Genomic DNA, 14983 nt, shown 5'->3' with positions numbered 1-14983 from the left:
TCATCATGTACAAACAACGCAAAGGTTGGAATAAGCTTATTACGGTCTTTGGGCTACTCGTTATCTCTGCGTTGTGGTCCCTCAGTGTAATGGCCAACTCGACTTTACACACTGTTCGAGGCTTCTTGCCTGACTTACGTTTTGAGCTGATCACTGCTGAGAATCGGACGGTCACTCAGGATGATTTTGACGGCCAAGTGGTGTTAATGTTTTTTGGCTACGCCAGTTGTCCGGACATCTGCCCAACGACAATGGCTCAGCTATCCGAAGTGGTTCATCGACTTGGCGATGATGGTGACAAGGTAAGCGTTCTATTTGTTAGTGTCGACCCTCACCGCGATACGCCTGAAATCTTGCAATCGTATGTGGAAGCCTTTGACACCAATGCAATTGGCCTAACAGGTAGCGAGAGAAATATTGCTAATATTGCTCGTCGCTACCGTGTTGCCTATCAAATTGAAAAGCCGAAGACCACCAACACTGAGCATTATGATGTTTCGCATAGTCGAGGGATTTATATTTTTGATGCGCGAGGCAAAGCCCGTATATTGGCCTCAGACTCAGAATCTATCGACACCCTAACCGACGCTGTACGAGACATACTTTAAACCTTAGCGGTAAAACATTAGGGCTTTGGTTTTCGAGCGCCACGTAAAGCTGTTCGAACGCCCTCTTCGATAACCGGATGATAAAACGGCATCGATAACATCTGACTAATCGTGAGTTGCTGTTGAACACACCATGCCAGCAAATGAGCAATATGTTCGGCTGCTGGCCCAGCCATTTCAGCACCTAAAAAGATTTCGGTATCTGGGTCAGCGTATACACGCAGTTTGCCTTTATTCTTAAGCATGATGCGCGATCGTCCCTGATTGGAAAAATCCACCTCCCCGATTAATACCTTCTCAGGTAACTGCTTAAATCGTTTACCTGCCATCATGATTTGTGGGTCAGTAAACACAATACCCATGGCTGCACGTCGCTCGTGCACTTGGGGTGTCTGTTCTGGCCACCGGGCGGCGTTACTGCCCGATATGCGGCCATCATCGGCTGCTTCGTGCAAAATAGGCGCTACCGCATTCACGTCACCCGCGAAAAATAACGCGGTGTCAGTTGCATCCGTCTTAATTTGCAATGTTTTTTTATTAAACTCAGGTTGGCCACGCTCATCTAACACGGCAGAAGTGTTCTCTAATGCTAGTGCAGCAATATTAGGTTGTCTGCCTGCTGCACATAATACTTTTTCAGCTCGGACACTAAACGAAGCCCCTTCTGCATCCTTAAGCGTCACCTCTACACCGTCTTCTAAAAGAGTCGCTGATTCAACCGTGGTTGAGAAATGCATCGTTAGCTCTTGTTCGAAAGTTTGTCGCGCGCTACCTTTCACTTCGGGATCACTGATACCTGCAAGGCTTTCACTACGATTCACGATAGTGACCTCTACACCTAAACGAGATAAGGCCTGCCCTAACTCTAGACCAATGACCCCCGCACCCAACACGATGACGCTTTTAGGCAAATCAAGCCAATTAAAAACATCATCATTAATAATGGCTCGGTCTCCAAGCGGAACAAGTTCTTTAGGTACAATGGCCGATGATCCGGTAGCAATCACCACTGAGTTTGCTTCCACACGCGTGTGGCCGCCTACGTTCAAATGAGAGTCATCGATGAAACTAGCCGTTCCACGTAAACGATCATTCGAACTTATCTTTTCAACATCGTCCAATACAAAGCCCACGAAGCGGTCTCTCTCATCCCTGACGCGTTGCATCACCTGCTTTCCCATTACCTGTACAGGTATTGAGATATGTACACCAAACTCGTTCATGGTTTGCGCATGATGCGCTGCATCGGCGGCCGCAATAAGAAGCTTTGACGGCATACACCCTACTCGTGCACACGTCGTCCCGTAAGGCCCATCCTCGATAATTACTGCGGTTTTTCCAGCTCGTTTGACAGATCGGTAGGCAGATAAACCCGCTGTGCCCGCGCCGATAATAGCAACATCAACATGTAATTCTTGCATAACAGCCTCAAAAATAATAACCACGCATCGCAGCAATTAACGAATTAACAAGTAGACAGGATACCTAATATTAAACCCAGCGAGGCGAATATCCGGCTCCTTGGATCGCCATCATGGTTGACTGACCATCTTCAGCATTTTCTACGGTAAGCCAGTGTGTGGCCGGATCGGCACTAATACGAGCGTTAGGTGACACTTTATGAATTGCATCTGTGATGACTTTCACACAATGTCCGCAAGTCATATTAGGAACAATAAACTCATACGTCATACCATCCACCTCAATAAATGATAAAAACATGCCTACATCTCGCGATATTAAAAAGAAGGCGGGTCAAGCCTCTCGCAATGCAGGCCATTACTCTTCTAACAGTATAGGCTTAAAAAAAGCCGTCTATAAGAACGGCTTTAATTTGGCGAATCAACGTACTAACAGTTAGCTTTGTGGCTTCCATTCGGACACATAGTCTTCAAACGATGGACGCTCTTTAGTTGGCACTCGATCAGGCAGAGTCCCTAATGCGACAAACCCCATAAAATGGTAATCAAGCTCGTCAAAGCCCAGTTGCTCTGGAACGTTTTGTGTATAAGTACCTAAACCCGTGCTCCAGTAGGCTCCGTAGCCTAGCGAATGAGCAGCGTTCAGAATATTCATTACACCAGCCCCAGTCGCCAGAATACGCTCCGTTTCAGGTATTTTCTCGTTGCTATGATCGATTTGGCAAGCGACAGCCACCAACAAGGGCACGTTTTTCAGCCACATGCGAATCGAGGCCGCTTTTTGCTCTGTCAGCGGGGCGCCCTCTGCCTGTGCTGTAGCAATGGCTAGCTCTCCAATGGCTTGCACTGCCTCGTCACGAATAAGCTTAAAACGCCATGGACGTAGTCGGCCATGGTCCGGAGCGACCATCGCCGTTTGTAAAATTTGTTCGAGATCAGCTTGCGCTGGCGCTGGCGCTTGTACAAATTTTACAGAGTTACGACTCAGTAAAGTGGAAACAACAGACATATAAACCCTTAATGTAAGAAGTAAAACACGTAGTAGTTTTTGGGACGGCGCTAGTTTTAAACGCGTTGCTTTGCCGCAGTGACGATGAGTGCTTTCATATCACGAACCGCCTTCTCCCAACCGTCGAACACAGCTTGTGCGACGATAGCGTGCCCTATATTCAATTCGGCAATACCAGGTACAGAAGCGACAGCTTGAACATTACCGTAATGCAGCCCGTGCCCTGCATTCACGCGTAAACCCAAAGCAACGCCGGCCGCCGTGCCCTCTACGATACGTGCTAAGGAGGATTGAGCTTGATCGGGTGTTTCCGCATCGGCATAAACACCCGTATGCAACTCAATGACAGTGGCGCCCCCTTGATGCGCTGCCTCGATTTGAGCAAGATCAGCATCAATAAATAGCGAAACACGGATTCCTGCCTGTTGCAGTTGTGAAACGGCCTGCTTAACTTGATCAAAATGACCGAGAACATCTAAACCGCCCTCTGTCGTTAACTCATGACGTTTCTCGGGCACCAAGCATACGTCGCTTGGTTTAACCTGACATGCGATATCCAGCATTTCATGAGTAATGGCGCACTCTAAATTCATACGAGTACGCAGTAGCGGACGCATTGCGAAAACATCGGCATCTTGAATGTGACGCCGATCTTCGCGCAAATGTAGCGTAATCAAATCAGCGCCGGCCTCTTCGGCTCGTTGCGCTGCCACGAGTGGGTCAGGATAAGTGGTTAACCTCTGCTGACGTAACGTGGCAACGTGATCAATATTAACGCCTAACTCAATCATTCCTTCATGCCCCTTAGTAAAATTCACCAAAGGGCCATTATCGCATTTATTCTTGCACCGCCGACGCCTGCTGCACTTCGGCTGCCGTTTCTGGCAAGGCCCAACCTCCGCCAAGCGCTTTATATAGCTCAATGCGATTCAATAACGACTCTAAACCTATTTGCACCCCTACCTGCTGAGCGCTGTATAAGTTCACTTCAGCAGTTTGCACTTGCAAGAAGCTATCGATTCCGGTTTCGTAGCGCAAATTCGCAGTGCGCAAACTACCATCTGCTGACTGCAACATGGCACGTATTGCATCAAGCTGTTGCGTATACGTGGCTTCTCCGGCTAATGCGTCAGCGACTTCTCTGAACGCATTTTGGATGCTTTGCTCGTATTGAGCTATAGCAATGTTGTTACGAGCCTCGGCAATGTCTAAATTAGCTCGTATGCCTCCACCTGAGAATAACGGCATCGTAATCTGTGGAGAGTACTGCCAGAATCGGTGGGAAGACCCAAATAGGTTATCGAGCGAAGGACTAGCAAAACCCAGTAAGCCGGTAATGGAAATAGAAGGGAAAAACGCAGCGCGGGCAGCACCGATATTGGCATTACTTGCACGTAAAAAATGCTCGGCGGCAATCAGATCCGGACGGCGTTGCAACAAGTCAGACGGCAAACCCACGGGAATATCATTGACCAATTGATCTGGACCAAACGGCTGCGCGACTGGCAAATCTTCAGGTAAATCCGTCCCCACAAGCATCGTCAGTGCGTTTAGTGCCCGTAACTCATTACGTCTTGCTTGTTCTAAATCGGCTCGTACGGTTTGTAACTGCAAGGTGGCTTGATCTAGCTCTAAGGAAGATGCTGTACCCACGTCGTACATAAGCTGCACTAAACGCAAGGTCTCGGCCCGACTTTTTTCCGTGTTCAGCATCAAGGTTTGCATTTCCTGCGCGGCACGCAGACGGAAATAAGCTTCGGCAACTTGAGACACTACATTGATGCGAACGGCGCGTTGTGCCGATTCCGTGGCTAAATATTGCTCTAATGCTGCAGCACTTAAATTACGGACCCGACCGAATAAATCGATTTCAAATGCGGTTAAGCCGATTCCTGCCTGATAGTTTCTACTGACCGAAGGTGAATCAGGCCCACCGACACGTAAGTCTTCGGGATAGCGAGTAGCCTGTCCCGTTGCCCCTACGCCGATAGAAGGAAAGCGATCACTACGCGCAACGCCGTACTGCGCCCTTGCCTCTTGAACACGATCTACGGCGATACGCATATCACGATTGTTATCAAGAGCGAGCGCAATAATAGCCTGAAGGCGTACATCCTTAAAAAACTCAGACCAACCTAACTCTTCAACCGCACCACCAGTTTCGCTAACCACACCCCCGGCGTAAGTTGGGAATGTAGACGAAACGGGTGAAGCGGGACGCTCATACGTGGGCGCTAGTGAGCATGCACTTAGCAACACTGCCGCGCTTAGGCTGGAAAGTTTAAGCTTCATAGTTCCATTTACCATTATTTCGCCTCAGACGATGTTGTAGCCTCGGCTTGAGCGCCTAGCAGTTTGGGTTTGGTTTTAAACAACTTCAACACCACCACAAAGAACGTCGGCACGAACAGCACCGCTAACGGCGTTGCGGCTAACATGCCTCCGATCACCCCGATACCAACTGCATTCTGACTAGCCGCACCTGCACCAGTAGAAATGGCCAAAGGAAGCACACCTAAAATAAAGGCAAATGAGGTCATCAAAATAGGACGGAATCGCATGCGTGCGGCGTTAATCGTTGCGGTATACAGGTCTTCACCCTGAGCGTAAGCGTCTTTAGCAAACTCTACAATCAAGATCGCATTCTTAGCCGAGAGCCCAATAATCGTCACGATACCTACTTGGAAATACACGTCATTTGGCATTCCCATCATCGTCGTCAGCAATACCGACCCTAAAACACCAAGCGGTACCGCCAACATTACCGATAACGGTATGGCCCAACTTTCGTATAAGGCAGCAAGAACCATAAATACAATTAATACTGAAAGTGCGATAAGTATCGTGCTTTGGCCAGCCGCTTGAATTTCCTGGTAAGACAATCCGGTCCACTCATAACCAAAACCACTTGGTAACTCGCCTACTAAGCGCTCCATTTCGGCCATGGCTTCACCCGTTGTGTATCCCGGGGCTGCTTCACCACCAATACGCACCGACTCATAGCTGTTGTAGCGAACGACTTGTACCGGCGCTTGCACAGGCTCTGCAGTTACCACCGTTGAAAGCGGTACCATTTCCCCCATGCGGTTTTTCGCATTCAGCTTCATCACATCTTCAATGTTCATGCGGTATTTATCTTCCGCCTGCACCCAGATGTTTTCAACCCAACCATTATTGGTGTATTTGCCAATATAAGCAGAACCCAATGAGGTACTGATTAACTGTGCTACCTCAGCAAAATCCAGACCTTGAATCGCCGCTTTCTCTCGGTCGATGGTTAGATTCCACTGACGACCAGGCCCTAGACCTGTCACCCGAGTTTGCGTGAGAATTTCGCTTTCATTTGCCATTTGCAACAACTGCTGCGTGGCAGCGGCTAACGCCTCTTGGCCGTTTTCACTGCGATCTTCTAAACGCATATCGAAACCGGAGGCATTACCCAAGGACGATATCGCAGGAGGTACGATAGAAAACACCATCGCATCAGGCAAGCCAAAGAATAAGTCCTGACTGGCTTTGGCGGAAATCGTTAGAGCTGAGTTTTCAATACCGGGACGCTCTTTAAAGTCCTTCAAGGTAACGAAAGCAATCGCCGAGTTCAGACCATTACCATTAAAACTAAAGCCCTGCACAGCAACCATATCTCGCACTTGTGGCAAGGCGCCAAAGTAGCTTTCAACCTCTTCAATCACTTCAATCGTACGATTAGCAGTTGATCCGGCAGGCAACTCAATGTTAGCCAAGGCAAAGCCTTGATCCTCGTCAGGAAGGAAAGAGGTAGGCATCCGTACGTACAAGAAGCCAAGTACCACAATCATTAAGGCATAAACCAGCATCATGCGGCCGGTAGCCCGTAGGCTTTTTGTTATCCAGTTTTCATAGCCCGATGTAATACGGCCGAACACTCGGTTAAACCAGCCGAAGAATCCACGGCGCTCTGAGTTATGAGCATCTTTAGAGATCGGTTTTAAGAAGGTGGCGCACAGTGCAGGGGTAAAACTGAGCGCTAAAAATGCGGAAAAGCCGATAGATATCGCCATCGCAACCGAGAACTGGCGATAAATAACACCGACGGAACCGGACATAAAGGCCAACGGTAGGAACACCACGGTCAGCACCAGCGTAATACCTACAATAGCACCGGTAATCTGCGGCATGGCTTTACGAGTCGCTTCTTTAGGCGGCAACCCTTCTTCTGCCATGATACGCTCGACGTTTTCCACCACCACAATCGCGTCATCCACCAAGATACCGATTGCCAGCACCATCGCGAACATCGTCAAAACGTTAATAGAGAAGCCCAACGCGTTCATAACGCCCAGAGCCCCTAAAATTGCCACTGGGACGACCAAGGCTGGGATGACGGTATAGCGCAAGTTCTGCAAGAACACATACATCACAATAAACACCAGCACCATCGCTTCAAGCAACGTTACGATTACTTGATTAATGGACGTTTCGATGTACGGAGACGTATCGTAAGGAATCGAGTAGCTAACACCAGACGGGAAGAACTCTTGAAGCTCATCCATGCGCTCTTTAATGCCTTCTGCTGTCGACAACGCGTTAGCGTCAGGCGCTAAGGAAATTGCAAATGCAGCCGTGGGATTACCATTTAAACGAGCACCGAACTGGTAGTTATCAGCGCCGACTTCGACTTTTGCTACGTCAGCGACGCGGACAGAAGAACCGTCCGGATTAGAGCGTAGAATGATATTTTCAAACTCGTCAGCACTTTGTAGCTGACCGTTAACGACGATAGGCGCCGCAACACGCTGACCTCCTGGGTTAGGGGGTGAGCCTAGAATACCGCCCGAAATGAGTACGTTTTGGTTGGCAATGGCTGCGTTCACTTCCGCCATGCTGATTTTATAGCTAACCAGTTTCTCAGGGTCTACCCAGATGCGCATGGCCCGCCCAGCGGCAAACAACTGGAACTTACCTACGCCAGGTACCCGAGAAATGGTGTTCTGAATATTCCGTTTGATGTAGTCAGCTAGTTCGACTTGATCTCGCGCCCCATCATCAGAGGACAAGGCCACAACCAGTAAGAAACCGGTATTGGCTTGCTCAATTTTCAAACCTTGTTGTACAACCGCAGTCGGTAACGTGGCTTGCACGTTAGCGACACGGTTTTGCACATCAACCTGAGCCATATCAGGATCAGTGCCCAAATCAAAGGTGGCCGTAATTTGCGTGCCACCATACGAGTCACTCACGGATTCGTAGTAAAGCAGACCTTTAGCGCCATTAAGCTCGTTTTCAATAACGCTGGCAACCGTACTTGCCACGTCATCTGCCGATGCACCTGGGTACGTCGCATTAATCGTGATGGTCGGTGGCGCTACCTCGGGGTATTGCGCAACGGGCATCGTCTGTAATGACAATATTCCAAGAAGCGTAATACCCAGCGCAACCACCCATGCAAAAATGGGGCGTTCAATAAAAAACTGTGGCATGGCGTTACTCGCTTACAGGAGCAGTAGAGGTGTTATCGGAGTTCGATGCGGGTTGATTGTCTGACTCGCTATCTGGAGCTGCGGCAGCTTGCCCGTCTTCCATGTTTCCACCTGCATCTGAAGCGGGTTGTTCTGACTTCCAGGGTATGGGTTGAACGGTAGCGCCTGGCCCGATTTTCTGGAAGCCTTCAACGATAATTTGGGCCCCTGGTTCTAAACCTTCGTAGATCATGACCCTATCACCATAGGTCCCACCCACTCGAACCGGTACGGCTGCAACTACGCCGTCGGTCACTGTCATGACCGAAGTTGCTCCAGAGCTTGCGTACTGCACAGCTTGAGCCGGCACCAGTAACGCGTTCTCGTCTACACCTTGATCAATGCGTACCCGCACAAACATACCAGGCAGTAACAAGTGGTCGGGATTAGGAAACTCGGCACGCAAGCTAATTTGCCCGGTACCTGGGTCGACAGCCACGCCCGAAAACAATAATCGGCCCGCTTCGTCGTAAATAGAGCCGTCATCTAATCTAGCGACGACTTTAGCACCATTTTCGTCTTGTTTAATTCGTCCTTCGGCAACCGCTTTACGCAAACTGTGTAACTCACTGGCGGGACGCGTCACGTCAACATAAACTCGGTCCAGCTGTTGAACCGTAGCCAAATGCGTGCCTTCCGTTGCGTTCACCAAGGCGCCTTCCGTAATTTCTGAGCGGCCAATACGGCCATCAATCGGCGACGTCACTTCGGTATAGCTTAAGTTAATTTCAGCAGCTTTAAGGTTGGCGCGTGCTGCGGCAATCGCCGCTTCTGCTTGAGCGTTACGGGCCATGGCATTTTCATACTCTTGCCGGCTTACTGCATTTTCTTCGATTAATCGCGTGTAGCGGTTTGCAAGCGACGCTGAGACCTTAGCGTCTGCAATAGCATTTTGAAGCTGTGCTGCAAATTGATCGCGCTGCGCCTGATACGTGTCAGGGTCAATGCTAAAAAGTAGCTCCCCTTCTTCAACATCACTACCCTGCTCAAAATTGATGGCATCAACAATACCGGTAACTCGAGCGCGTATCTGAGCTTCTTTGATGGCTTCGACTCGGCCTGGTAGTTCTGCAAATACAACCGTTGGTTCTGACTGTACGGTAACGACACTTACGGGAAAGCTCGGAGCCTGGCCTTGCTGGGGTGCAGACTTGTCGCCGCATGCCGCAAGTAAAACCACACTTGTTAATAGCGCAACTCGTAGCGGATGCCACGCCTTTGGGCGGGAAGTAAGCATGAAAAGCTCCTAATGTTTCTGTAGCCAGCAATAGCCAGAATTGTAATATTGAACCGTACCGTACGGCTAAAAGTTATAAATTATAAACAGTTTGATGCAATAAATAAAGAAACTACTGTAGTTTTATTTATCCTTGATGACCTAACTTCAACTTAATAGCAGCGCATCGTCAGATATTTTTTCACCTCTGACCTTCTCAAACATGTGTAACAAATCGGTCACATCCATTCCCCTGCGCTTATCACCACTGACATCCAAAACCACCTGCCCTTGGTGCAGCATCACGGTGCGATCCCCCACGTCCAATGCTTGGCGCATGCTGTGCGTCACCATCATCGTGGTTAAACGACTTTCTTCGACAATACGGGCCGTTAACTTCAATACAAAGTCGGCTGTGCGGGGATCCAGTGCAGCTGTGTGCTCGTCCAGCAATAGAATGCGTGAAGGCCTCATTGCTGCCATCAATAAACTAACGGCCTGACGCTGGCCCCCCGATAGCAAGCCAATGCGATCGGTCAATCGGTTCTCTAGGCCTAGCCCAAGTATTTCTAAACGCGCTTTAAACTCGTCTCGCATCGAAGATTTTACAGCAGAGCGTAAAACTCTACGTTGCCCCCGACTGGACGCTAAGGCTAGGTTCTCTTCAATCGTAAGATCTTCACAAGTGCCTGCCATGGGGTCTTGAAAAACCCGAGCCACCAGTTTGGCTCGCTTCCAAACAGACTGCTTGGTAACGTTTTTATCATCAATGATGATGGTCCCTTCGTCCACTTCCTGATCGCCTGATACTGCATTCAAAAAAGTGGACTTGCCAGCCCCATTCGACCCGATTACGGTCACAAACTGCCCTTCAGGAATAGACAACGACATTCCCCGTAAAGCCCACGTTTCAATAGGCGTTCCCGGATTAAAGGTCAGTTGCAAATTTTGTGCATTTAACATGGTTAGCTTCTATTTTTTCTTGGGCGTAACTTACGCTTTAGTAAAGGTATAACGAGTGCAACCGTTACTAAAATGGCGGTAACTAGGTTTAGATCTTGAGCACCCAATCCGATAAAGTCAGCATTTAACGCTAGTGCAATAAAGAAACGATACAGCACCGCACCAATAATGACTGCCAACGTTGCGTAGAACAAACGGCGCGACGGCAAGATACTTTCGCCAACAATCACAGCGGCCAAACCAATTACGATGGTTCCAATGCCCATAGAAATATCGGCATTCCCATTTGATTGCGCATATAAAGCGCCTCCTAATGCCACCAATGCATTAGAGATTGCCATCCCCAGCAGAAGCATGGCGCCAGTAGCTACTCCCTGTGAACGAGCCATTCGTGGATTCGAACCAGTTGCTCGCATTGCTAAGCCTTTCTCTGTCGAGAAAAACCAATCCAACAGTAACTTGGCCAACAGTACCACCACAAACATGATGAGCACTTTAGACTTGTAATCGGCAATACCTTCAGGTTGTAGGATAGAGAAAACGGTGGGCTCTGAAATTAACGGAACGTTAGGTTTACCCATGATCCGTAAATTAATGGAATACAGCGCAATCATCATCAGGATACTCGCCAGCAAGTCCATGATTTTCAGCTTTACATTAAGTAAGCCTGTAATCATTCCTGCGATGGCGCCCGCGCCTGTAGCAACAAGCGTAGCGGTAAAAGGATCGACCCCATTGCTAATTAGCACTGCAGCACAGGCCCCTCCTAGGGGGAAGCTGCCATCAACGGTAAGATCGGGAAAGCGTAAAATTCGAAATGAAATTAATACGCCAAGCGCGACTAAAGCGAAGATAAGACCTAGCTCAAGTGCGCCGTAGATAGAATATTCAGACATAGAGTGTCAGTGATAATACAAACAATATTAGCGGTGTTAAGTAAACACCGCTAATCGCCTGGGGGCTTTTATTGAACGACTGAGGAAGCAGACTTAATTAAGTCTTCGCTAAGCTGCACCCCTTGTTTCTCGGCTGCAGCAGGATTTACAAACAACTCTAGCTTATCGCTGGTTTCAGAGGCGATATCTCCAGGTTGTTCACCTTTTAAAATACGGACAACGATTTCGCCTGTTTGTAAGCCGAGATTATAGTAATTGACACCCAATGCGGCGATAGCCCCGCGCTCTACACTATCAGTGTCCGAAGCGACTAAAGGAATTTTTGCATCGTTACCAACCTTAACCAAGGACTCGTACGCGGATACGACGTTGTTATCAGTGTTAGTGTAGATAACATCCACCTTACCCACTAAGCTGCGTGCGGCTGCACCCACGTCTACCGTACGAGCCGCTGTCGCTTCGATAAGGCTCATATCGTTGGCAGAGAGCAGTTCGCGTAAGCGCTCAACCACAACGGCAGAGTTGGCCTCACCGGGGTTATACACCATACCTACGTTTTTGGCGTCAGGAACGATCTGCTTAATTAGCTCCAGTTGTTTTTCTAGTGCCAAGGCATCGGATACACCCGTAACATTCGTGCCGCTGGCCTCGAATGAGCTGACAAGTTGCGCCGCTACGGGATCGGTTACTGCGGAGTAGACGATGGGAATTGATTTGGTAGAGGCCAGAACAGCTTGAGCAGAAGGCGTAGAGATGGCAACAATCACATCGGAGTTGTCGCCCACAAACTTACGCGCAATTTGTGTGGCGATTGCTGTGTTGCCTTGGGCAGTTTGAAACTGCCACTTCAGACCGTTGGATTCGGTGTATCCCGCTTCTTCAAGTGTGTGCTTAACGCCATCACGAATGGAGTCGAGCGCAGGGTGCTCAACAATAGATGACACAGAAACGGTTTGTGCCGATACGTTAGTGGAAAGTAAACAGCTTGCTGCAATAAACAGACCGGCCATTGTTTTTGTTGTAGTCGATAACTTCATTCGAAGCTCCTCAAATGAGATATATGCAGTGGGTTCAATTTTTCAATAACGCGGTGTAGCCCCGAAGCTTTGATGGACTCCCACTTATAACTGGGGGATTGTAAACGTAGTTGCTTGTGTGCGCATGGATAAAAGTGCTTTTGCCCAACGCTTCGCAGGAAGCTTTGTTGCGTACTGCACAGCGTCAGCCTTGTTTAAAAAATCTTGTGTTGTTAACTCTAAACCGCGCCCTTTAAACGCCAGCACGATGGTATTGCCCTCTTCGACTTCGGGTAAGACTAAAACCTGGCCATTAAAAGCCGTACGGATATTTTCGACGTTACGCTGGAAACTAGGGTGCGAACCAAAAAGATTAATACTAGCAATCCCGTTTTCGGTTAGGGAGCGATGGCACCCCTGATAAAACTCAAGCGATGAGCATACAGGGCCCAGTGCGTGTGCATCATAGAGATCAATCATTAGAACCTGAAACTGAGCAATATTTAAAGGATCCTGTACCCATTCCTGCGCATCATCAAGCTCTACCTGTACGCGCTCACTTTCTGGCAGCCTAAAGAAAGCACGACACATTGAAATAACTTGTGGGTTTATCTCAACCGCCGTCAGTTGACTTGCTGTGTGGCGAGTACAAAAACGTAATAACGAAGCAGACCCAAGCCCCAAAAAAGCAAGCCTATCTGATTCTTTAGCATCATAGAACATCATCCACGCCATCATTTGCTGGGTATACGCAAGAACCAAGTCGTACGGCTTTGCAATGCGCATGGCTCCTTGTATCCAGTGCGTGCCGAAATGTAAATAACGTATTCCGCCTTCTTCTGATAGGGTTACATCATCGGCTTCGTAGGACACATCTTCAAATTCTTCTGGGCTCATAGAACGTCGGTTGTCATGTTTTGGGATAAGCGAACACTTACGCGTAGTAGTCATCGCCTACGGCGTTACGCAGTTTGAGATAGTGTCGATGTTAACTGTACCATTTTCTAAGGCGTTATTAGCGCCGTAGTAGGGCTTGCCTGAATGGTCTAAACGCAAGGCAAAACAAAACGCGCAGCCTATTAGGCTGCGCGTTGAGTAATCTAAGGTCAAGAACCTAACTTTTCGCGGCTTCTTTATCTCGATCTTGTTGATCGTGAATTTCAGAGTTTTCTTCCGATTTAGAATCGCGAGTTTCTGGTGCAACCCAGTTCAAAGGTTCAATTTCTAGGACCTGTCTACGACGAGTTGGTCGTTTAGTGGCCATGTCAACATTCTCCTGCTGGCATCGACAACGGGGCACCCCGTGCGCCCCACACCTTAATTACCCTACACCACACATCAAAAAAAGTCAATATCTACAATAGCTTAGCTCACGCACCCCACACTTCCATCTAACCACCACTGCCTTGCACATCATTATCTAAATGGGGGCCTCTGTGTAGCTACGTAAGGCTGGGTTATGATGGTGAACTGTGCTCGAGCTGGCGATCCTGCGTCAAGCAGCGCTATTTTTACGAGCTTCCACCGAATTTTAAAATTGAGTGTAAACAGTGAAATTTACCACTTGGAACGTGAACTCTTTACGTGTACGCCTCCCGCAAGTATTAGATTGGTTGGAGGCCAACCCCGTCGATGTTTTATGCTTACAAGAGCTTAAGTTAGCCCAAGACAAATTCCCTATTGACGCTTTCATCGAAGCCGGCTGGAAAGCCGAGTGGGCCGGACAGCCAACATATAATGGCGTAGCACTTATTAGCAGGCACGATGCAACCCATGTACAACGAAATCTACCGAACTACGACGACCATCAACAGCGTGTCATCGCTGCTACCTACGACACCAGTATTGGCCCAGTGCGAGTAATCAATGCTTATTGCCCTAACGGCCAAGCCCTAGACAGTGATAAGTATATTTATAAGTTAGAGTGGTTTCAGGCTCTACATGACTGGTTACAAGAAGAGCTTAAAAACCATCCTCAGCTTCTTATTGTTGGTGACTATAATATTGCACCCACCGACGCGGACGTCCATGATCCTAAACGATGGGAAGGCGAAGTCCATGTCTCAGAACCTGAGCGTGCGGCCTTACAAAAATTGATTGACCTCGGTCTTCATGACTCGTTTAGACTTTTTGAGCAACCCGAGAAGTCTTACACCTGGTGGGATTACCGCCGTATGGCATTTCGTCGCAACGCGGGCTTACGTATTGACCACGCCCTTGTCTCTAATTCGTTACAGCCTACCGTGACGGCATGCGAAATCGACAAAACACCACGAGCCAACGAGCAACCGTCAGATCATGCGCCCCTGACGGTCACCTTAGACCTTTCCAGCTTTCAAGCCACTCATTAATTGAG

At 48.6% G+C, this 14983-nt stretch carries 15 protein-coding genes; 3 read left to right on the top strand and 12 right to left on the bottom strand.

Annotation, left to right across the window (positions count from 1 at the left end; genetic code table 11):
- Positions 1 to 5 precede the first annotated feature (5 nt).
- Entirely contained in the window at positions 6 to 608 is a 603-nt protein-coding gene (locus AC2UZI_RS07385; protein ID WP_486943165.1) for an SCO family protein, read from the top strand.
- 17 nt (positions 609 to 625) lie between these two features.
- On the opposite strand, the gene AC2UZI_RS07380 is transcribed toward AC2UZI_RS07385, so the two are convergent.
- Together AC2UZI_RS07380 and AC2UZI_RS07375 are read right to left on the bottom strand one after the other, a co-directional pair.
- Positions 626 to 2029, bottom strand: coding sequence for a dihydrolipoyl dehydrogenase (locus AC2UZI_RS07380; RefSeq protein WP_486943164.1), 1404 nt, complete (start codon positions 2027 to 2029; stop codon positions 626 to 628).
- Positions 2030 to 2099: 70 nt separating this feature from the next.
- On the bottom strand, positions 2100 to 2300 hold the full coding sequence (locus tag AC2UZI_RS07375) for a heavy-metal-associated domain-containing protein (protein WP_486943163.1): 201 nt from the start codon (positions 2298 to 2300) through the stop codon (positions 2100 to 2102).
- Between the two features lie 28 nt (positions 2301 to 2328).
- On the opposite strand from AC2UZI_RS07375, the gene AC2UZI_RS07370 reads away from it, so the two are divergent.
- The gene (locus tag AC2UZI_RS07370) at positions 2329 to 2469 is read left to right on the top strand and encodes a hypothetical protein (protein WP_486943162.1); all 141 of its coding nucleotides are present in this window, start codon (positions 2329 to 2331) and stop codon (positions 2467 to 2469) included.
- Here the strand turns inward: AC2UZI_RS07370 and AC2UZI_RS07365 are convergent.
- From AC2UZI_RS07365 to AC2UZI_RS07320, 10 genes are all read right to left on the bottom strand, one after another.
- The gene (locus tag AC2UZI_RS07365) at positions 2466 to 3038 is read right to left on the bottom strand and encodes a nitroreductase family protein (RefSeq protein WP_486943161.1); all 573 of its coding nucleotides are present in this window, start codon (positions 3036 to 3038) and stop codon (positions 2466 to 2468) included. The genes AC2UZI_RS07370 and AC2UZI_RS07365 overlap by 4 nt on opposite strands.
- Before the next feature lie 56 nt (positions 3039 to 3094).
- Positions 3095 to 3829 carry a pyridoxine 5'-phosphate synthase gene (locus AC2UZI_RS07360; protein WP_486943735.1) on the bottom strand — a complete coding sequence of 245 codons (735 nt, stop codon included), beginning with the start codon at positions 3827 to 3829 and terminating at the stop codon, positions 3095 to 3097.
- A 46-nt stretch (positions 3830 to 3875) separates the two neighbouring features.
- On the bottom strand, positions 3876 to 5330 hold the full coding sequence (locus tag AC2UZI_RS07355) for an efflux transporter outer membrane subunit (RefSeq protein WP_486943160.1): 1455 nt from the start codon (positions 5328 to 5330) through the stop codon (positions 3876 to 3878).
- 14 nt (positions 5331 to 5344) lie between these two features.
- Positions 5345 to 8497, bottom strand: a complete 3153-nt coding sequence (locus AC2UZI_RS07350) for a multidrug efflux RND transporter permease subunit (protein ID WP_486943159.1) — start codon at positions 8495 to 8497, stop codon at positions 5345 to 5347.
- Between the two features lie 4 nt (positions 8498 to 8501).
- Positions 8502 to 9773 (bottom strand): efflux RND transporter periplasmic adaptor subunit, encoded by a 1272-nt coding sequence (locus tag AC2UZI_RS07345; protein WP_486943158.1) that lies wholly within the window; start codon positions 9771 to 9773, stop codon positions 8502 to 8504.
- 147 nt (positions 9774 to 9920) lie between these two features.
- Complete coding sequence (locus tag AC2UZI_RS07340) at positions 9921 to 10715, bottom strand: ABC transporter ATP-binding protein (protein ID WP_486943157.1); 795 nt, start codon at positions 10713 to 10715, stop codon at positions 9921 to 9923.
- A 2-nt stretch (positions 10716 to 10717) separates the two neighbouring features.
- Positions 10718 to 11611 carry an ABC transporter permease gene (locus AC2UZI_RS07335; protein ID WP_486943156.1) on the bottom strand — a complete coding sequence of 298 codons (894 nt, stop codon included), beginning with the start codon at positions 11609 to 11611 and terminating at the stop codon, positions 10718 to 10720.
- 68 nt (positions 11612 to 11679) lie between these two features.
- Positions 11680 to 12648 carry an ABC transporter substrate-binding protein gene (locus tag AC2UZI_RS07330; protein ID WP_486943155.1) on the bottom strand — a complete coding sequence of 323 codons (969 nt, stop codon included), beginning with the start codon at positions 12646 to 12648 and terminating at the stop codon, positions 11680 to 11682.
- Between the two features lie 84 nt (positions 12649 to 12732).
- Entirely contained in the window at positions 12733 to 13524 is a 792-nt protein-coding gene (locus AC2UZI_RS07325) for a spermine/spermidine synthase domain-containing protein (RefSeq protein WP_486943154.1), read from the bottom strand.
- Positions 13525 to 13741: 217 nt separating this feature from the next.
- Positions 13742 to 13891 (bottom strand): hypothetical protein, encoded by a 150-nt coding sequence (locus AC2UZI_RS07320; RefSeq protein WP_486943153.1) that lies wholly within the window; start codon positions 13889 to 13891, stop codon positions 13742 to 13744.
- A 286-nt stretch (positions 13892 to 14177) separates the two neighbouring features.
- On the opposite strand from AC2UZI_RS07320, the gene xth reads away from it, so the two are divergent.
- On the top strand, positions 14178 to 14978 hold the full coding sequence (gene xth / locus AC2UZI_RS07315) for an exodeoxyribonuclease III (protein WP_486943152.1): 801 nt from the start codon (positions 14178 to 14180) through the stop codon (positions 14976 to 14978).
- Positions 14979 to 14983 lie beyond the last annotated feature (5 nt).

The sequence above is a fragment of the Paenalcaligenes sp. DL 463 genome (assembly GCF_057475185.1).
This window is presented reverse-complemented; position numbering and strand designations above follow the sequence as displayed.